Origin of the sequence: Kitasatospora sp. Root107 (assembly GCF_001424875.1) — a bacterium.
Taxonomy (GTDB): Bacteria; Actinomycetota; Actinomycetes; order Streptomycetales; family Streptomycetaceae; genus Kitasatospora.
In genome coordinates, this window is record NZ_LMCT01000023.1 from 240338 (window position 1) to 258945 (window position 18608).

18 protein-coding genes are annotated in these 18608 nt (G+C 71.9%); 9 read left to right on the forward strand and 9 right to left on the reverse strand.

Annotated elements, in window-relative coordinates:
• Window positions 1-11: 11 nt before the first annotated feature.
• Together ASC99_RS21190 and ASC99_RS21195 are read right to left on the reverse strand one after the other, a co-directional pair.
• Window positions 12-1307, reverse strand: a complete 1296-nt coding sequence (locus tag ASC99_RS21190) for a M18 family aminopeptidase (RefSeq protein ID WP_057234381.1) — start codon at window positions 1305-1307, stop codon at window positions 12-14.
• Window positions 1308-1555: 248 nt separating this feature from the next.
• Window positions 1556-3385: an acyl-CoA dehydrogenase gene (locus tag ASC99_RS21195; protein ID WP_057234382.1), complete on the reverse strand. Its 1830-nt coding sequence runs from the start codon at window positions 3383-3385 to the stop codon at window positions 1556-1558.
• 158 nt (window positions 3386-3543) lie between these two features.
• Between ASC99_RS21195 and ASC99_RS21200 the strand changes: the two genes are divergently transcribed.
• Both ASC99_RS21200 and ASC99_RS21205 read left to right on the forward strand, forming a co-directional pair.
• Entirely contained in the window at window positions 3544-4065 is a 522-nt protein-coding gene (locus ASC99_RS21200; protein WP_057234384.1) for an SseB family protein, read from the forward strand.
• Window positions 4066-4187: 122 nt separating this feature from the next.
• The gene (locus tag ASC99_RS21205; protein WP_057234386.1) at window positions 4188-5138 is read left to right on the forward strand and encodes a pirin family protein; all 951 of its coding nucleotides are present in this window, start codon (window positions 4188-4190) and stop codon (window positions 5136-5138) included.
• A gap of 154 nt (window positions 5139-5292) precedes the next feature.
• Here the strand turns inward: ASC99_RS21205 and ASC99_RS21210 are convergent, their stop codons facing one another.
• Entirely contained in the window at window positions 5293-6114 is an 822-nt protein-coding gene (locus ASC99_RS21210; RefSeq protein ID WP_057234388.1) for a hypothetical protein, read from the reverse strand.
• Between the two features lie 324 nt (window positions 6115-6438).
• On the opposite strand from ASC99_RS21210, the gene ASC99_RS21215 reads away from it, so the two are divergent.
• Window positions 6439-6657 carry a DUF5302 domain-containing protein gene (locus ASC99_RS21215; protein WP_057234390.1) on the forward strand — a complete coding sequence of 73 codons (219 nt, stop codon included), beginning with the start codon at window positions 6439-6441 and terminating at the stop codon, window positions 6655-6657.
• Window positions 6658-6704: 47 nt separating this feature from the next.
• On the opposite strand, the gene ASC99_RS21220 is transcribed toward ASC99_RS21215, so the two are convergent.
• Window positions 6705-7547 carry an alpha/beta hydrolase gene (locus ASC99_RS21220; protein ID WP_063857140.1) on the reverse strand — a complete coding sequence of 281 codons (843 nt, stop codon included), beginning with the start codon at window positions 7545-7547 and terminating at the stop codon, window positions 6705-6707.
• A 161-nt stretch (window positions 7548-7708) separates the two neighbouring features.
• Between ASC99_RS21220 and ASC99_RS21225 the strand changes: the two genes are divergently transcribed.
• Window positions 7709-8773, forward strand: a complete 1065-nt coding sequence (locus tag ASC99_RS21225) for a MerR family transcriptional regulator (protein WP_057234391.1) — start codon at window positions 7709-7711, stop codon at window positions 8771-8773.
• Window positions 8774-8777: 4 nt separating this feature from the next.
• On the opposite strand, the gene ASC99_RS21230 is transcribed toward ASC99_RS21225, so the two are convergent.
• The 5 genes from ASC99_RS21230 to ASC99_RS21250 all read right to left on the reverse strand — a co-directional run bounded on the left by ASC99_RS21230 (window position 8778) and on the right by ASC99_RS21250 (window position 13552).
• On the reverse strand, window positions 8778-9395 hold the full coding sequence (locus ASC99_RS21230) for a TetR/AcrR family transcriptional regulator (RefSeq protein WP_235502830.1): 618 nt from the start codon (window positions 9393-9395) through the stop codon (window positions 8778-8780).
• Between the two features lie 135 nt (window positions 9396-9530).
• On the reverse strand, window positions 9531-10790 hold the full coding sequence (locus tag ASC99_RS21235; RefSeq protein WP_057234395.1) for an amidase: 1260 nt from the start codon (window positions 10788-10790) through the stop codon (window positions 9531-9533).
• 9 nt (window positions 10791-10799) lie between these two features.
• On the reverse strand, window positions 10800-11045 hold the full coding sequence (locus tag ASC99_RS21240; RefSeq protein ID WP_057234397.1) for a hypothetical protein: 246 nt from the start codon (window positions 11043-11045) through the stop codon (window positions 10800-10802).
• Between the two features lie 64 nt (window positions 11046-11109).
• Window positions 11110-12804 carry a glycoside hydrolase family 13 protein gene (locus ASC99_RS21245; protein ID WP_369824338.1) on the reverse strand — a complete coding sequence of 565 codons (1695 nt, stop codon included), beginning with the start codon at window positions 12802-12804 and terminating at the stop codon, window positions 11110-11112.
• Window positions 12805-12904: 100 nt separating this feature from the next.
• Entirely contained in the window at window positions 12905-13552 is a 648-nt protein-coding gene (locus tag ASC99_RS21250) for an ATP-binding protein (protein WP_057234399.1), read from the reverse strand.
• Between the two features lie 232 nt (window positions 13553-13784).
• On the opposite strand from ASC99_RS21250, the gene ASC99_RS21255 reads away from it, so the two are divergent.
• From ASC99_RS21255 to ASC99_RS21275, 5 genes are all read left to right on the forward strand, one after another.
• Window positions 13785-14579 carry a hypothetical protein gene (locus tag ASC99_RS21255; protein WP_057234401.1) on the forward strand — a complete coding sequence of 265 codons (795 nt, stop codon included), beginning with the start codon at window positions 13785-13787 and terminating at the stop codon, window positions 14577-14579.
• Window positions 14580-14695: 116 nt separating this feature from the next.
• Window positions 14696-15430 (forward strand): YcnI family protein, encoded by a 735-nt coding sequence (locus ASC99_RS21260; RefSeq protein WP_057234403.1) that lies wholly within the window; start codon window positions 14696-14698, stop codon window positions 15428-15430.
• Between the two features lie 79 nt (window positions 15431-15509).
• Complete coding sequence (locus ASC99_RS21265) at window positions 15510-16178, forward strand: SCO family protein (protein WP_057234405.1); 669 nt, start codon at window positions 15510-15512, stop codon at window positions 16176-16178.
• Window positions 16175-16651: a copper chaperone PCu(A)C gene (locus ASC99_RS21270; RefSeq protein WP_057234407.1), complete on the forward strand. Its 477-nt coding sequence runs from the start codon at window positions 16175-16177 to the stop codon at window positions 16649-16651. The genes ASC99_RS21265 and ASC99_RS21270 overlap by 4 nt, the downstream gene beginning before the upstream one ends.
• Window positions 16652-16654: 3 nt before the next feature.
• A complete protein-coding gene (locus ASC99_RS21275; RefSeq protein WP_057234409.1) occupies window positions 16655-18607 on the forward strand; it encodes a FixH family protein in 1953 nt (650 codons plus the stop codon).
• The last annotated feature ends 1 nt before the right edge of the window (window position 18608 follow it).

The window sequence follows — 18608 nt, forward strand, 5'->3', positions numbered from 1 at the left end:
CTTCGGCGTCGTCAGCCCTCCAGGAACGCCTTGAGCGCCGCCGCCAGCAGGTACGGGTCGTCCGCGCCGCACAGCTCGCGGGCCGAGTGCATGGAGAGCGCCGCGATCCCGCAGTCCACCGTGGTGATGCCGAGCCGGGCCGCGGTGATCGGGCCGATCGTGGTGCCGCAGGGCATCGAGTTGTTGGAGACGAAGGTCTGCCACGGCACGCCGGCCTTCTCGCAGGCGGCGGCGAACACCGCGCGGCCGACCGCGTCGGTGGCGTAGCGGTTGTTGACGTTGACCTTGAGGATCGGGCCGCCGTTCGGCATCGGGTGGTGCCCGGGCTCGTGCCGCTCGCTGTAGTTGGGGTGCACCGCGTGCCCCATGTCGGAGGAGAGGCAGACCGTCCCGGCCAGCGCGCGGGCGCGGTCCTCGGGGGTGCCGCCGCGGGCGTAGACGCTGCGGTCCAGCACGTTGCCGAGCAGCGGGCCCTGGGCGCCGGTGTCGGACTCGCTGCCGGTTTCCTCGTGGTCGAACGCGGCCAGCACCGGAATGTACGGCAGCGCGCCGCCCGCGACGGCGGCCAGCGCGGCGGTGCCGGCGTGCACCGAGAGCAGGTTGTCGAGCCGGGGCCCGGCCAACAGCTCGCGGTCCCGGCCCAGGTAGGACGGGGGCTGGACGTCGTGCGTCATCAAGTCCCAGCCGGCGATGGCGTCGGCGGCCACGCCGGCCCGCTCGGCCACGTACTCGATCAGCGAGCCCTCGTTGACCGCGCCGATTCCCCAGATCGGCGTCAGGTGGCGCTGCTTGTCCAGCTTCAGGCCCTCGTTCACCTGGCGGTCCAGGTGGATCGCCAGCTGCGGCACCCGCAGCAGCGGCTCGTCGATCTGAACCAGCGTCACACTGCCGTCGCGCAGCGCCAGTCGGCCGGACAGGCCCAGGTCGCGGTCCAGCCAGGTGTTCAGCGGGACGCCGCCGTAGACCTCGACCGCGATCTGCCGCCAGCCGGCCGAGCCGGTGTCCGGCACCGGCTTGACCCGCAGGTTGGGCGAGTCGGTGTGGGTGCCGACCACTCGGAACGGCGTCTCCGGGCCTGCACCCTCGGGGACGTACCAGGCGATCAGCGCGCCGCCGCGGATGACGTACCGGCCACCGGCGGCCGCGTCCCAGGCCTCGGTCTCGGCCACTCGACGGAAGCCGACCTTCTCCAGCCGCTCGGCGGCGCTGGCCACCGCATGGAACGGTGACGGCGAGGTGCCGAGGAAGGTGATCAGGTCGTCGGTGTGCGTTCGGTCGAAGGAGGCCGGGCGGGCGGCGGTCGACATGCTGCTCCTGAGTTGAGGGAGGGCGGAAGCCGGATGGGGGACCGGTCTTCGACCCCGAGCATATGCCCGTACACGGACATGACGTTGTGAACTCAACAACGGTGACACAACGGTGAACCACCGGTGCCAAGCCACAGCTGGACCGCCCCGGGCCGAAGCGACGTTCGAGAGAGACACCGCGGGGCCCGGTCCTGGTGGACCGGGCCCCGCGGTGTTGAGGGTGTGTCAGGCGGTATTTCGGGCGGGCCTTAGAAGGCCTCCTCCGCGAGCTCCATGATCTCGTTGTCGACGCCCTCGGCGATCAGTCGCTGCGGGGTGACGGTCGGGAGCACGTTGCGGGCGAAGAAGCGGGCCCCGGCAACCTTGCCCTGGTAGAACGCGACGTCCTTGCCGGTGGCGCCCGCCTCCAGCTTGGCCAGCGCGACGGCGGCCTGACGGAGCAGCAGCCAGCCGACCACGACGTCGCCGGAGACCATCAGCAGGCGGGTGGTGTTGAGGCCCACCTTGTACATGTTCTTGACGTCCTGCTCGACCGAGGAGAGGTCCGCCAGCAGCTTGCCGACGATCGCCTCCAGGTCACCGGCCGCCTTGCCGAGCAGCTCGCGCTCGGTGGCCAGGGCGTCGCCGCCCTCGCCGGCCGCGAGGAACTTCTTGATCTGCTCGGAGACCACGGTGAGCGCCTGGCCACCGTCCTTGACGATCTTCCGGAAGAAGAAGTCCAGGCCCTGGATCGCGGTGGTGCCCTCGTACAGGGTGTCGATCTTGGCGTCCCGGATGTACTGCTCGATCGGGTACTCCTGCAGGAAGCCGGAGCCACCGAAGGTCTGCAGGGACTGGGCGAGCTGCTCGTAGGACTTCTCCGAGCCGTAGCCCTTGACGATCGGCAGCAGCAGGTCGTTCAGGCGCTCGGCGGCGTCGTCGTGCTCACCGCGCAGGCGGGCGGCCACCAGGTCGTCCTGGACCGAGGCGGTGTAGAGCACCAGGGCGCGCATGCCCTCGGCGTACGCCTTCTGGGTCATCAGCGAACGGCGGACGTCCGGGTGGTTGGTGATGGTGACGCGGGGGGCGGCCTTGTCCATGAAGTTGGAGATGTCGGCGCCCTGCACGCGCTCCTTGGCGTACTCCAGCGCGTTCAGGTAGCCGGTGGAGAGGGTGGCGATGGCCTTCGTGCCGACCATCATCCGGGCGAACTCGATGATCTTGAACATCTGGCGGATGCCGTCGACGCTCTCGCCCACCAGCCAGCCCTTGGCCGGGTGCTTGGCGCCGAAGGTCATCTCACAGGTGTTGGACGCCTTGAGACCCATCTTGTGCTCGACGTTGGTCGCGTAGGAACCGTTGCGCTCGCCGAGCTCGCCGGTCTCCCAGTCGAAGTCGAACTTCGGCACGATGTACAGGCCGAGGCCCTTGGTGCCCGGCTTGCCGCCCTCGGGGCGGGCCAGCACCAGGTGGATGATGTTCTCGGACATGTCGTGCTCGCCCGAGGTGATGAAGCGCTTCACACCCTCGATGTGCCAGGAGCCGTCCTCCTGCTTGATCGCCTTGGTGCGGCCGGCGCCGACGTCCGAACCGGCGTCCGGCTCGGTCAGCACCATGGTGGCGCCCCACTGGCGGTCGACCATCAGCTGGGCGACCTTCTGCTGCGCCTCGGTGCCCTCGTCGTAGACGACGCCGGCGAACGCCGGACCGGAGGAGTACATCCAGATCGCCGGGTTGGAGCCGAGGATCTGCTCCGCGTAGGCCCAGATCAGCGAGGACGGGGTGACCTGGCCACCGATGGCCTCCGGGATGCCCAGGCGCCACCACTCGGCGTCCATGTAGGCCTGGTAGCTCTTCTTGAAGGTCGCCGGGACCGGCGCCGTGTTGGTCTCCGGGTCGAAGACCGGCGGGTTGCGGTCGGCGTCGACGAAGGACGCGGCGAGGTCGTTCTCGGCGAGGCGTGCGATCTCGCCGAGGATGTTCTTCGCGGTCTCGACGTCCATGTCCGCGAACGGACCGGTGCCGTACACCTGGTCACGGCCGAACACCTCGAAGAGGTTGAACTCCACGTCACGCAGGTTGGACTTGTAGTGACCCATGACCGTTTCTCCGGTTCGTCGCTTCCGGGGTCCGCCGCCTTCGAGCGCCCCACTTACCCACCAGTAGGCACCATGATGCTACCCGTAAGTAACTTGTTCAAGCCCCTCGACGCGAAAGGGCTATGAACACGGTCACGTCCCCCGATAGCCTTGGCCTTGTGTACGGCTACGAGCAGACCGGGTATCAGGGCGATCCCTACCAGCAGCAGGCGCAGCAGCAGCACGCCCAGCAGCAGGGGATGAACGGCATGCCGGGCCCCGGCCAGTACGGCGAGCAGCCGCCACAGGCCGCCCCCCAGCAGTCTCTCTACCCCGAACCTTCGCCGCCATCCCTCGCGGACGCGGTACGCGCGTTCACCACCGGGTCGATGCCGGTCGAGGACTTCCAGGCGATCTTCATCACCTCGAAGGTGCACTGCCCGCGCGGCGACCGCCCGGGCTTCCTGGCCCTGCACAACACGCCGACACCCGTGATCCCGATGTTCAGCTCGCTCAAGGAGCTGCGCCGGTACGCGGGCAAGGACTCCAAGCACTTCAGCGTCACCGGCGCCGAGGTGCTCGACCTGCTGCCGACCGGCTACGGCTTCGCGCTGGACATGGAGGGCGAGCACCGGATGGTGTTCGACGCCAAGGCCGTGGAGCAGATGGTCGACTTCACCATGCGCCGGATGTACGGCTGAGATTCCCCGAACCACCAGTCCCGACCGGGCCGTCATCATGTGGTTCAATTTTCAACTTGCTTCTTGTTGAGAGTTGAACTACCTTTGCGGATGTAGGCCAGAGACCCCAGAAGGAGGCCGACATGCCCGCCGTGACCGTCGAGAACCCGTTGACCCTTCCGCGCGTCGCCACCCCGGACCCCGCGACCAACGTGTCGCGACCGGTCCTCGCGGTGGTCACCGCTCCCGAGGGCTTCGAGGGCGAGGGCTTCCCGGTCCGCCGGGCCTTCGCGAAGATCAACACCAAGTACCTCGACCCGTTCATCATGATGGACCAGATGGGCGAGGTGGACTACGCCGCAGGCGAGCCCAAGGGCACCCCCTGGCACCCGCACCGCGGGTTCGAGACGGTGACCTACCTGATCGACGGCGAGTTCATCCACAAGGACTCGCACGGCGGCGGCGGACACCTCGGCGGCGGCGACACCCAGTGGATGACGGCCGGCTCCGGCATCCTGCACATCGAGACCCCGCCCGAGTCGCTGGTCCTGACGGGTGGCCTGTTCCACGGCATCCAGCTCTGGGTCAACCTCCCGGCCGCCGACAAGATGACGCAGCCCCGGTACCAGGACATCCACGGCGGGCACGTCAAGCTGCTCACCTCGCCCGACGGCGGCTCGATCCTCCGGCTGATCGCCGGCGAGCTGGACGGCAGCGAGGGCCCCGGTGTCACCCACACCCCGATCACCCTGCTGCACGCCACCGTGACGCCGGGCGCCGAGATCACCATCCCCTGGCGCAAGGACTTCAACGCGCTGGCGTACGTCCTCAACGGCGACGGTACGGTCGGCGCGGAGCGGCGGCCGCTCCGGAGCGGCCAGGCCGCGGTCTTCGGCGAGGGCGACACCCTCACCATCTCGGCCGACGCCAAGCAGGACTCCCGGCACCCCAACCTGGACGTGATCATCCTGGGCGGGCAGCCGATCCGTGAGCCGGTGGCCCACTACGGGCCGTTCGTGATGAACAGTCACCGGGAGCTGGAGCAGGCCATGCGGGACTTCCAGTCCGGCGCTTTCGGTCAGCCGACGGACTGACTGGGCAGGGCGCTCAACCGTCTACTACCCAGGGGCTCGGGGAACTGCGAGGAGATCTAGCGCCGGGGTCACGTACGAAAGTGCCTGACCAGCTACGCGCGGATCACCTTTTCCGAGGTCGGCGTCGCAGTTCCCCGAGCCCCTGGTGGTGCACCTAGATCCGCGCGTACAGGGCCGAGGCGTCGTCGTGGGCCTTGCCGCGGGGCCAGCGTTCGCAGTGGGTGTCGGTGCGTTCGGTGGTGCGGACTTGGGCGATGAGTTCGGCGGGGCCGCGTTCGGCGAGCAGGTGGAGGGCGTCCGACCAGCTGCCGAGGCCGAAGCGTTCGGTGTAGCGGGCGGCACCGTCGCTGAGGGCGGCCACCGCCTGCAGGCCGGCGAGGCGGACGAAGCCGGTCTCGGCGTGGGCGGCGGCCCGGGGCGAGGCGGCGGCGATCCACGGCCCGTTGCCGGAGTTGCGGGCGGCCCGGACCGCCAGGGCGTACCGCATGTGCAGGTCGCGGCGCTCGGCGGAGCCCGGGACGGTGGACCAGATCTGACGGCGGAGCAGTTCGCCGGCCGGGAAGCGCTGGTTGTCACCGATCACCCGGAGCGGCCCGTCCTTGAGTTGCAGGACCAGCATCGAGTCACCGAGCACCAGGTACTCCAGCGAGCTGCCGTGCAGCCGGGCGGCGACCACCATCGCGGCGGGGGTGTTGGGGTGGGCCAGGTCGCAGCGGCCGCCGTGCAGGGCGGCGGTCTCGACGATGGAGTCGGCCAGGCACTCGGCGATCGAACGGTCAGGCCGGTCGGTCAGCCGGGCCAGCAGGTGCACGCCGAGCCGCCGGACGTACCAGGGGGTGCCGTGCCGGCAGCCCGATTCGAGGCCGTCCGGTGCACTCGAACCGTCCAGCAGCACCAAGGCCTCCGGGGAGGTCGCGGCGAAGTCCTCGCTCTGCTGCCCCGGCTTCTGCGGTTCGCTCGCCAGCTCTACCTGCATTCCGCCAGTGTGGCGGCGGAGCGAACGGGCGGACAGGGTTCGGGCGATGATCCCTCGGTGGGATGAGGGGAGTGGCTGTCGGGTGAATCTGGACATACCGTCAGATTTGTCTGCTTCCGCCCTCTCTCCCCGGAGCTCGCTGTGATGGTGCTGGAGTTCTTCGTCCTGGTGATCGCGACCCTCGGCTTCCCGACCGCCGCGCTGCTGTTCCTGATCGGCGGACCGCACTACCGGGACCAGCCACACTGAGGGCGAATGGTGGGACCGATCGGTCCCGGCATGACATGGTGAGACTGGCAACACTGGTCTTCTGGAGGTCAACCCATGAGCAGCGGCACACCCGAATCCGTCGATCCGCAGAGCGCGGAGCAGACTCCCGCCGCGCCCGACGACGTGAAGGCGAAGTTCCTGGCCGCCCTGGAGCGCAAGCAGGGCATCCGGACGGACGGCGCCGGTGGCGGCCCGGGCAGCGAGTCGAAGGTCCACGGCGCCCACGCGGCCGCCGGCGGCAAGCGCAACTTCCGTCGCAAGAGCGGCGGCTGACGGTTCATCAGTGAGGGGCGGCTCCCGGTCCGGGGGCCGCCCCTCACTCATGCCGCCGCAAGGAAGCCCAGCACGTGGTCCAGCACGGTGGGCTCGGCGAGGATCCGACTGTGCCCCAGCCCCCGGGTGGTGAGCAGCTGGAGCCGCTCGCCGTACGCGGCCCGGAACAGGTCGGCCTGGCCGGGGAGCACCACCCGGTCGTCCCGGTCGTGCACCGCCAGCATCGGGAAGTCGAAATCCTCCGGACGGTGCACCGGGTCGAAGTCGGCCCGGTCCCGGCCCACGGCCAGCACCTCGGCGACCCGGCGTTCCAGCTCACCACCGGCCCAACGGCCGAGCCCGAGCTGGGCCCGGAACGCCTTGACCAGGAAGCCGTACTCCGCCACCCCCGCGACCGTCACCACCCGGCCCGCCTTGACCCCCTCGCGCAGCGCCAGGAAGACCCCGGCCGCCCCGAGCGAGTGGGCCACCACCGCCTCGAACGGGCCGTACCGGTCGTGCAGCCGGCCGATCACCTCGCGGTAGTCGAGGATCGTGGTGGTCCGGCCGCCGGAGTCCCCGTGCCCGGGGGCGTCGAAGGCGACCGGGCTCAGGCCGAGCGCCTGCAGGCGGGGGATCATCGGCGCGAACCGGGAGGCCCGGGACCGCCAACCGTGCACCAGCAGTACGGGACGCTCACCGCTCCCCCACCGGTAGCTCGTCACCGACCGGCCGCCGACGGTCAGTTGCTCCGTCACCGCCCGGTCGTGCTGCTCCCGTTCGTCCGGTCTGATCCGGCTGCGGCGGATCGGGCAGTGGAACAGCGCGAAGGCGCCCCAGCCGGCTGCCCGGGGCGAGACCAGCGCGGTGGTGTCGAGCGCGGTACGGAGCAGGGTGGCGGACAGATCCATGGGCACTCCCCCGGCAGGGCTGCGGCCTGGGTGCGCAGCCGGTACAGGAGGAGATATTAGCACGACCGTTCGTGCAGTTTCTCTGCCCGCTTCCCGGCTACGGTGGCCAGGTTGACCCTCGACCTGGTCGAGCCCCCAGAGTCCTCGGCGTGGAGAACGTGATGCGCAGCATCGGAGAGATGGCCCGGCACAGCGGGCTCAGCGTGAGCGCGCTGCGGTTCTACGACGGCGCGGGCGTCTTCGGCCCGGCCTGGGTGGACCCGCAGAGCGGCTACCGCTGGTACGCCGAGGAGCAGGTCAGGGACGCCCGGCTGATCGCCCGGCTGCGGCGGGTCGGCATGCCGCTGCCGGACATCTCCCGGGTGCTGTCGGCCGACCCCGCCGTGGCCCGGCAGACCCTGGACACGCACCTGCGCCGCCTAGAGGACGGCCTGTCCGACGCGCGTCGCGAACTCTCCACGGTCCGCGCACTGCTCGACCAGAGGGAGAACCCGATGAACACCACCCGACTGACCACCCCCGCCCACGAGTTGGCCGCCGCCCTGGACGCCGTACGGTTCGCCGTGGGCAGCGACCCCGAGCAGCCCGCGCTCTGCGGCGTCCTGCTGGAACTCGCGGCGGACGGCCTCCGCCTGGTCGCCACCGACCGCTACCGGATGGCCGTCTCGCTCGCCCCGGCGGCCACCCTGGACGGCCCTCCGGTCAGCGCGATCGCGGCGACGGCCTTCGTGGACGAGGTCCGCGCTCTGCTGGACGGCGCCGACGACGCCCGTCTGACGGTCGACGGCGACCGGCTGACCCTCGCCGTGAGCGGGACCGATCGGGAGGTGACCGGTCGGCGGGTCGACCAGGACTTCCCGGACTACCGCCCGATGCTGCGCCTGGAGCCGACCCGCCGGCTCGCGGTCGACGCCGCCGAACTGCAGGCCGAACTGGCCGCCGGGACCAGCCGGAGCATGACGCGCAGTCAGGACGGCGTGCAGCACCAGGTCTCGGTCCTCACCGTGGGCGCCGACGGCACGCTCGGGGTCGCGGGCGACGATGGTGCGGCAGCGGACGAGGCGCTCCGGGTCGGGGTGAACCGGGAGTTCCTGCTGGAGGCGATCGCCGCGGGTCGCCGGGACCAGCTGACGCTGGAACTCGGGAGCGCCGTGGCCCCGTTGGCGATCCGCTACCCGGACCGGGAGGGGACGTTCTCGCTGCTGATGCCGACCGTGCTGAGCTGAACCCTCAGGCGCTGACGGAGCGGAGGGTGTGCGCGATCGCGGTGGCGGCGCGGACGTAGCGGGTGGGGTCGTCCAGCAGCAGGGCGTGCGCGTTGGACGTCTCCATCAGCCCGACCAGGGTGAAGGCCAGCTGCTCCGGGTCCACGTCCGGGACCAGCTCGCCGTTGGCACGGCCGGTCTGGATCAGGTCCACCAGCAGGCCCTCCCAGTCACGGGCGGCGACGGCCAGCGCATCCCGGATCGGCCCCGGCCTGGTGTTGAACTCGGCCGAGACGGACTGGAAGAAGCAGCCGCCCGGAAAGATCCTGTCCTGGGTGTACGCGAGCCAGCTCTCGCAGAGCAGCCGGAGCCGGGGCAGCCCGGGGGCGGCGTGCTCGGCGGGGACGATCACCGCGTCGTAGAAGATCCGGCGGGCGGCCCGGACGGTCGCGAGCTGCAGCTCCTCCTTCGAGCCGAAGGCGGCGAACACGCCGCTCTTGCTCAGCCCGAGGTCGGTGGCGAGCCGGCCGATCGACAGACTGCCGAGACCCTCGACCGAGGCGACCTCGACGGCTCGGCCGAGCACCGCCCGCCGGGTCTCGTTGCCCCGCTGGACCCGCCCGTCCGTCACTGCTCCGGTCACTGCGCACCTCCGGCTGCCCAGCATAGGCGGCGGCTGTCGGCAGCTGCTCCAGTGCTACGGCCTAGGGGCTCGGGGAACTGCGAGGAGATCTGGCGTTCGGGTCACTGCGAAAGTGCCTGACCATTTACGTACGGATCACCTTGCATGAGGTCGGCGTCGCAGTTCCCCGAGCCCCTGGATGGTGCAACTGAGCGTTCTGCAGAAGGACAGGAGTTGTTCGTCCCGGTCCGCCGGGGCGATCAGTTGAAGGCCGACGGGCAGGCCGTCCACGGTGCCGGCGGGGAGGCTGAGGGCGGGCCAGCCGGCGTGGCTCCAGGGGAGGGACATCACGGCGTCGCCGGTGCTCTCCAGGCCGAGCGGGGCCGGACCGGTGGCGGCGGGGGTGACCCACAGGTCGATGCCCTCCGCCGTGGTGAGTTCGGTGAGGCGGCGGCGGTAGCGGCTGCGGGCGCGCAGGGCGGCGGCGTACGTGGTGGGGTTGATCTCCTGGCCGTGCCGGATCGCCGAGGCGGTCTCGGGCCGGTAGAGGTTGGCGAAGCGGGGGAACAACTCGCGGTGCACCTGGGCGAGTTCGTACCGGCTGATCACCCGCATGTCCTCGGCCGGCTCGGCCGGACTCCACGGCAGCGTCACCTGGCGGGCCGTCAGCCCGAGCCGCTCGAAGACCTCCCGGCCGGCCGGCGAGACCGCCGCCAGGTAGTCGACCGGCACTCCGAGCACCGGTGGCCGGCCTGGCCCGGCGACCGGCTGCCAGCCGTCGCAGAGCACCGCTGCCGCTCGCTCGACCCCCGCCAGGTCCGGCGCGAAGATGCCGAGCGTGTCCAGACTGGGCGCGCTCGCGATCAGCCCGTCCGTCGGGATCCGGCCGTAGGTGGGGCGGAAGCCGACCACTCCGCAGTACGCCGCCGGGCGGATCACCGAGCCGATCGTCTGGGTGCCGATCGCCAGCGGCACCAGCCCGGCCGCGACGGCGGCGGCCGAGCCGCTGCTCGAACCGCCGGGGGTGTGGGCCGGGTTGTGCGGGTTCCGGGTCGGGCCGGGGGCGTTGAGGGCGAACTCGGCGGTCACCGTCTTGCCCGCGATCAGCGCGCCGACGGCCCGCAGCCGCCGCACCACGGTGGCCTCGGGGCCGGCCAGTACGCCCGGCGGCAGGGCCGACCCGGCGTGCGTGGGCAGCCCGTCCACCTGGATCACGTCCTTGATCCCGACCGGCACGCCGTACAGCGGCGGGTACTCCCCGCCGCTGTACCGCCGCTCCAGCTCCCCGGCCTCGGCGGCCAGCCGCAGGTAGCGGCCCGGCTCCGGGGTGAAGGCGTGCAGCAACGGGTCGATCCGGTCGATCCGGGCGCACAGCTCCTCGACCAGCTCCGTCGGCTTCGTGCCTGCGGGCTCCATCCCCGCGGGCTACGGCTGCTCGCGGTAGAGGTGTTCGCTCGGCAGGTAGGGCGCCTCGCGCAGGAACAGTGCCCCGCAGGTGTGGCAGTTGAGGTCCGGCTGCTCGGCCCACCGGGTCGGCTCCCGGGTCTCCCCGCCCGCCTCCAGCTCGTGCCCGCACATCGCGGTGATGGTCTCCCCCACCGTGATGTGCCAGCTCTTCACCCCGCCCGACTTGCCGTCGGGACCGTACTCGGCTCGCATCAGGTGATCCATGCCCCCATGCTCCGAAGGGCACGGAGCACCGGCAATTTCTGATCGCCCGTACGGGAGACCCGCGTCAGCTGACGTCCCACCAGACGGTGGTGTCGGCCTCGATCACCGCACCCCCGGCGCCGGACGAGGCGAGCAGCACCCGGCCGGGCGCCGTCAGCTCGATCGGCGAGCCGGTGACGTTTGCCGTGCAGACGAACGAGCCCGTGTCGCTGTCGCGGCGGAAGGCGATCAGCCCCTGCGGTGCGTCCAGCCAGCTGACCTCGGCCCCGGCACCGAGTGCGGGGTGCTGCCTGCGGACGGCCAGTGCGCTGCGGTAGAGCTCCAGGGTCGAGGTCGGGTCCCCGGTCTGCGCCTCGACGCTGAGCCCGGCCCACTCGGCGGGCTGCGGCAGCCAGCTCGGGCCGCCGGCCTCCGGGCCGAAGCCGTACGGCGCCTCGGTGCCCGACCAGGGGAGCGGGACGCGGCAGCCGTCGCGGAAGCCGTCCTGGCCGGCCTGGCGGAGGAAGGACGGGTCCTGGCGGACGGCGTCGGGCAGGTCGGTCACCTCGGGCAGGCCGAGCTCCTCGCCCTGGTAGACGTACGCGGAGCCGGGCAGCGCGAGCATCAGCATCGTGGCGGCGCGGGCCCGGCGCAGGCCGAGTTCGCGGTCGCCGGGAGTGCGGATCTGGGTGCCCAGGCCGGGCGGGTTGGCGAAGCGGGTGGCGTGCCGGGTGACGTCGTGGTTGGACAGCACCCAGGTGGGCGGGGCGCCGACCGAGCGCATCGCGTCCAGCGAGGTGTCGATCACCTCGCGCAGCGCGTCGGCCTCCCAGCCGGTGGACAGGTAGTGGAAGTTGAAGGCCTGGTGCAGCTCGTCCGGACGGACGTACCTGGCCGTGCTCGCGACGCTCGGGGTCCACGCCTCGGCGACGAAGATCCGCTCGCCGCCGTACTCGTCCGCCACCCGACGCCAGTCCCGGTAGATCTCGTGCACGCCGTCCTGGTCGAAGAACGGCAGCCGCTCCCCGTCGAGCAGGCGCAGCCGGCCCCGCTGCCCGTGGTCGGGCAGGCCCGGGGCCTTGACCATGCCGTGCGCGACGTCGATCCGGATGCCGTCGATGCCCCGGTCGAACCAGAACCGGATGATGGAGCGGAACTCGTCCTGGACGGCGGCGTGGTCCCAGTTGAAGTCGGGCTGCTCGGGGGCGAACAGGTGCAGGTACCAGTCGCCTTCGGTGCCGTCCGGGTCGGTGGTCCTGGTCCAGGCGGGGCCGCCGAAGATGGACTCCCAGTCGTTGGGCGGCAGTTCGCCGTTGACGCCCTTGCCGGGGCGGAAGTGGTAGCGCTCACGCAGCGGCGAGGCCGGGCCCTCGCGCAGCGCGCGCTGGAACCAGTCGTGCTGGTCGGAGGAGTGGTTGGGGACCAGATCGACGATGACCCGCAGGCCCTGCTCGTGCGCGTCCCGGATCAGCTCGTCCGCATCCGACAGGGTGCCGAACATCGGGTCCACCGCGCGGTAGTCGGACACGTCGTACCCGGCGTCGGCCTGCGGCGAGGCGTAGAAGGGCGAGAGCCAGACCGCGTCCACCCCGAGCGCCTTCAGGTACGGCAGCCGGCTGCGGACGCCCGGCAGGTCACCCATGCCGTCCCCGTTCGAGTCGGCGAAGCTGCGCGGGTACACCTGGTAGATCACCGCATCGCGCCACCACCGGGTGGCCGGCTTGGAACGGGGCGCGGGAATCGGAGCTTCCGACAGGGCGTCAACTGCGGTCTGGGGCACGGCGAACTCCTGAGGCTTGGGGTGGCCTTCAGGACCGTAGTGGCGTTCACGCCGGACTGGAATAGTTTGCAGAAACTTTCTGAAAGACTTTGCAGACTGCTCAGGACGCGGCCCGCAGCAGGGCGTCGTCCTGCCACTTGAGGACCTTGTCGAAGCTGACGATGGCTCCGCGCAGCGGGTGGTTGCGGAGCTGGACGTGATCGGTGAGGGCGTGGATCAGGAAGAGGCCGCGGCCGCTCTCGGCGGTGAGGTCGGGGAGGGTATCCAGGTCGATCGGGCGGGCTGTGGTGGGGCGGCCGGCCGGGAGGACGTGGGTGTCGTACGGGCCGGAGTGGTCACCGGTGCGGGGGCGGTGCGCGGTGAGGGCGGGGGCCGGGAGGGTGGCCCGGCCACGGCGGGTGCGACAGCGGCCCGGGGGGCGGATCGCGGGGCCGGCCTGGCGGCGCAGCGGGGGCAGGGTGAAGGGCCGGGAGACGGCGGCGGCCGGGGGGAGGCCGGGGCCGGTGTCGGTGACCTCGATCCGGAGCCGGTCGCCGGAGATCGACGCGGTGACCTGGAAGCCCTCGTCCGGGCGGGTGGAGGTGGCGTGCTCGACGGCGTTGGCGCAGGCCTCGGTGAGGGCGATGCCGAGGTCGAAGGCGACCTGCTGATCGACACCGGCGGAGTCCATCGCGCCGAGCAGGATGCGCCGGGCGAGCGGAACGCTGGCCGGGTCGCGCTTGAGGTGCAGAGTCCACCAGATGTCCACGGGAGGTCCCTCCTGGCTGCGGCTCCACATACAACTAGGTATCTCCGGCCGATTCCGTGGTGAACCGTGCAGAAGGCCAGGTACCGCCCGTTCGGCGGATGGACTGGTGCAGCAGGGTGTGCCCGAACGGCGCACGGCCCGGCGCGCACGCCGGACCCGAACGGGCCAATACGCGGTGCTTTTCCGCCCCTCCCCCAGCTGCCGGTGTAGGCGGTGAGAGGATGGCTCAGCCATGACCGACCACCGCCTCGCCCCGCCCCCGGGTGCCGCCGCAACGGGCCTCCGCGCCCCGGCCGCCGCCTGGGATCTGCGTCTTGCCCGGGCGGTGCTGTTCGCCCTGGTGTGCACGCTGATCGCGGCCGCCGGGCACGCCCTGGTGGGCAACGGCGAGGTCGGGCTGCCCGCACTGGCGATCGGGTTCGCGGCGGTCTGCGCACTGGCGGTGCTGCTCGGCGGGCGGGAGCGTTCGCTGCTCGCCATCGCCGGTGCGCTGAGTGCCGGTCAGCTCGGGCTGCACCTGGTCTTCCACTTCCTGTGCGGTGCCGCGATGCCGGGCATGCACCACGGCGGCGCGCTGACGCTGCCTCAGGTGGCGAGCCGGCTGGTCTGCGACGAGAGCGGTTCCGCCGCCCTGATCGACAACCCCGGTGGGCTGGTCAGCGCCGCCGGCCTCGACCCGGACGCGTACCCGGCGGCCGCGATGCCCGAGAGCGGCGGCTGGCTCGGGCTGACCGGTCCGATGCTGCTCGGCCACCTGGCCGCGGCCGTGCTGGCCGGCTGGTGGCTGCGCCGTGGCGAGGCCGCCCTGTGGCGGCTGCTGCGGCTGACGGCGGACGTGGCGAAGGAGTTCGCGGCCCCGCTGCGGACGGCCTTCGCGCTGGTCATCACCCTGCTGCTGGGCCCGGTGACGACCGGCCGGGGCCGCCCCGGCGCTCCCCGCGCGGGCGACTGGCGGCTGCCCGGCGCGGCCGCCCTGCGGCACAGCCTGCTCCGCCGTGGCCCGCCTGCGGCGGCGTACGCGCGCTGACCTGAGACCTCGTCGGGAGCGCGCGTACAGCCCTGGCTGTCCGTCACTCCCCTCTGCGTACGCGCGCCGCCGTTCCGGCCTGCCCGCGTGCCCGTCTCCCGTTGGAGCCCACTGCCATGCGAATCTCTCCTGCCCGTCGTCTCGCCGCTGCCGCCACCGTCGCCGCCGCGTCCGTGCTCGCGCTGGCCGCGCCCGCCTTCGCGCACGTCACCGTCCAGCCGGGCTCGGTCCAGCAGGGCGGCTACAGCGCCGTTGCCTTCCGGGTGCCGAACGAGAGCGACACCGCCTCGACGGTGAAGCTGGAGATCAACCTGCCGCTGGACCACCCGATGGCCTCGGTGCGCACCCAGCCGATCCCGGGCTGGACCGCCACCCTGGAGAAGTCCAAGCTCGACAAGCCGCTGAAGGCGCACGGCAAGGAGATCACCGAGGCGGTCTCCAAGATCACCTGGACCGCCGACGCCGGCGTCAAGGTCGGCCCCGGCCAGTACCAGGACTTCTCGGTCTCGCTCGGCGCGATGCCGGCCGACACCGAGAAGCTCACCTTCAAGGCGCTGCAGACCTACGACAACGGTGACGTGGTGCGCTGGATCGACGAGGCCAAGGAGGGCCAGGCCGAGCCCGCCAAGCCCGCCCCGGTGCTGACCCTGACCAAGGCCCCCGCCGCCGGTGCCGCCGACCACCACGCCGGTTCCGCCGACACCTCCAAGGACCAGGCCGCCGACCACGCCTCGATGAGCTCGGACGACTCCACCGCCCGCACCCTCGGTGTGGTCGGCATCGTGGTCGGCGTGATCGGCGCCGCGCTCGGTGTGGTCGGCCTGCGCCGCAAGAGCGGCAGCGCCTCCTGATTCCGGGCCGGTCCCGGCCGCCGCGAGCCACCCGGCGGCCGGGACCGGCCACAGCACGCTCCACGATCGGACCTTCGCAATGGCACGTACCCCTTCCCCCCGACTGCTCGGCGCCGCCGCCCTCGCGCTGACCGCCGCCCTCGCCCTGACCGCCTGCGGCTCCGGCGGCAGCAGCGCCGACGGCCCGGCCAAGGTCTCGAAGGAGGCCAGCAACTCCCCGTACCAAGCCACCGTGCTGGGCAAGCACTTCGAGAAGCCCGAGCTGACCCTCACCGACACCTCGGGGCAGACCTTCGACCTGCGCAAGCAGACCGCCGGGCGCCCCACCCTGCTGTTCTTCGGCTACACCAGCTGCCCGGACGTCTGCCCGACCACCATGGGCGACATCGGGGTGGCGATGGCGAAGCTCCCGGCGGAGGAGCAGAAGAAGATCGACGTGGTCTTCGTCTCCACCGACCCCGAGCGGGACACCCCGCAGGTGCTGCGCACCTGGCTGGACGCGATGGGCAAGAACTTCGTCGGGCTGACCGGCGACCTGAACCAGGTGAAGGCCGCCGCCAAGTCGCTCGGCGTCCTGGTCGAGGACCCGATCGTGAACAAGGACGGCAGCGTCACCTCCTCGCACGGCGCCCAGGTGCTGACCTTCCTGCCGCCGGACGACAAGGCGCACCTGCTCTACCTGAGCAGCACCTCGGTGCAGACCTTCGAGCACGACCTGCCGCTGCTGGCCAAGGGGGTCCCGGCATGAGTCCGTTCCGCCGCCGGGCCCTGCTCGGCGCCGGTCTGGCCGCCGCGCTGACCGTCGGCACGGTGCTGGTCGGCTGCGGCTCCGACAGCCCCGCCGCGGTGGCCAGGCTGAGCGTGGTCGACTCCTACATCCCGGTTCCGGCGAGCCCGGGCGGGATGGCCGCCGGGTATCTGACGGTCCGTAACTCCGGGGCGGGCGGTGACGAGCTGGTCGGCGTCCGCAGCCCAGGCGCCACGTCGGTCACCATGCACCGCTCCACCGAGCGGACCATGGAGGAGGTGTCGTCCTTCCCGGTGCCCGCCAACGGCGAGCTGCAGCTGTCCCGGGGCGGCAACCACCTCATGATCATGGGCTGGACGAAGGCACCCGCCGTCGGCGACCGGCTCGAACTCGAACTCACCTTCGCCAAGGGCGAGACCATCGCCGTCCAGGTGCCGGTCGAGTCCCTCACCTACCGACCCGGGAGCCAGTAGCTCATGTGGAAGAGGCTTGGTGTCCTGCTGACGGTCGTGGTCACGGCCGGGCTGCTGCTGATCGGCAGCGCCGGTACGGCGTCCGCACACGCGTCGCTGGTCTCCACCGACCCGGTGAACAACGCGGTGGTGGCCACCGCGCCGGCCGCCGTGACGCTGACCTTCAGCGAGGGCGTCTCGCTCTCTCCCGACTCGGTCCGGGTGCTCGGACCTGACGGCGCGTCGGTGGACTCCGGCGAGCCGGGCCACGTCGACGGCAAGGCCGCCACCGCCCGGGTCGAGCTCCGGAGCGGGATCGCCAACGGCACGTACACGGTGGCCTGGCGGGCCGTCTCGGAGGACTCGCACCCGATCGGCGGCGCCTTCACCTTCTCGGTCGGCGCCCCCTCCGCGACCACCGTCTCGGCCGCCGCGCTCCAGGACGTCAAGCCGGACGGCGTGGTCGCCTTCGCCTACGGCACCGGCCGGACCGTCGCGTACGCCGCCTTCGCGCTGCTGGCCGGGGCGGCCGCGTTCGTACTGATCTGCTGGCCCGCCGGGGCGGCGGTCCGGTCGGTGCAGCGGCTGCTGATGACCGGCTGGGTCGCGCTGCTGGTCTCCACGGTCGCGGTGCTGCTGCTGCGCGGCCCGTACGAGCGGGGCACCGGCATCGGGCAGGCGTTCGACCTCTCGCTGGTGCGCAGCACCCTGGACGAGCGGATCGGGACGGCGCTGTCGGTCCGGCTGCTGCTGCTCGCGGCGGCCGGGGTCTTCCTGTCGCTGCTGGTCGGGCAGTTGGGGCAGGCCAGGCCGGAGACCTTGCAGGACGGGAACGGTGAGCAGGACGAGTTGCGGCAGCTGGAGCAGCGGGCCGCCGACCGCCCGCTCCGGGACGCCCGGCTGGGCCTCGGCGTGGCCGGTCTGGTGCTGGCCGTCGCACTCTCCGCCACCTGGGCCGGGGCGGACCACGCCTCGGTCGGCGAGCAGGTCTGGCTGGCCCTGCCCGCCGCGATGGTGCACCTGCTGGCGATGGCACTCTGGCTGGGCGGGCTGACCACGCTGCTGCTCGCGCTGCGCAACGGGGTCGACGTCCGGACGGTCGAGCGGTTCTCCAAACTGGCATTCGGCGCCGTCGGGGTGCTGGTGCTGACCGGCGTCTACCAGGCCTGGCGCGGACTGGGCAGTTGGGGCGCACTGGTGGACACCGAGTACGGGCGGCTGCTGCTGCTCAAGACCGGCGCGGTGGTCGCGATGGTGGGCGTCGCCTGGTTCTCCCGGGGCTGGGTCGCCCGGCTGCGCTCGGGACCGCTCTCAGTGCCTGCGGCCGGTCCTGTGGAGACCGGGGTGTCCGAACCGGTGGCCGTCGGGGCCGACCCGGTACGGGCCGCGCAACTGGCCAGGCAGCAGGCGGCCCGGGACGAGGCGACGGTGCGTCAGGAACGCGACGGCACGCCCGCGCGGGCGGGGCTGCGCCGGTCCGTCCTGGTCGAGGCCGCGGTCGCGGTGGTCATCCTGGTGGTCACCACGATGCTGACCAACACCCCGCCCGGCAAGGTCGCCGAAGCGGTCGCGGGTGCCCCGGGCAGCGGCCCGGCCGGTGTACCGGGCGCGATCCCCAGCACGGTGCCGGGGAAGACCGTGGAGCTCAAGCTCCCGTACGACACCGGCGGCCGCACCCCGAACGCCAAGGGCACCGCCACCGTCGCCGTCAACCCGGCGGGCGTCGGGCTGAACAGCGTGCAGCTCACCCTGACCGACACCGCAGGGCAGCCGGTCGAGGTGCCCGAGGTGGAGCTCGCCTTCACCCTGCCGGACCGGGATCTCGGCCCGCTCCCGGCCACCCTCAAGGCCGAGGGCCCGGGCCACTGGTCCGGCACCGGCCAACTCCCGCTCGCGGGCAACTGGGTGGTGTCGGTGACCGTACGGTCCTCCGACATCGACCAGGTGACCGAGGTAAAACCGCTCAAGATCGGCTGAC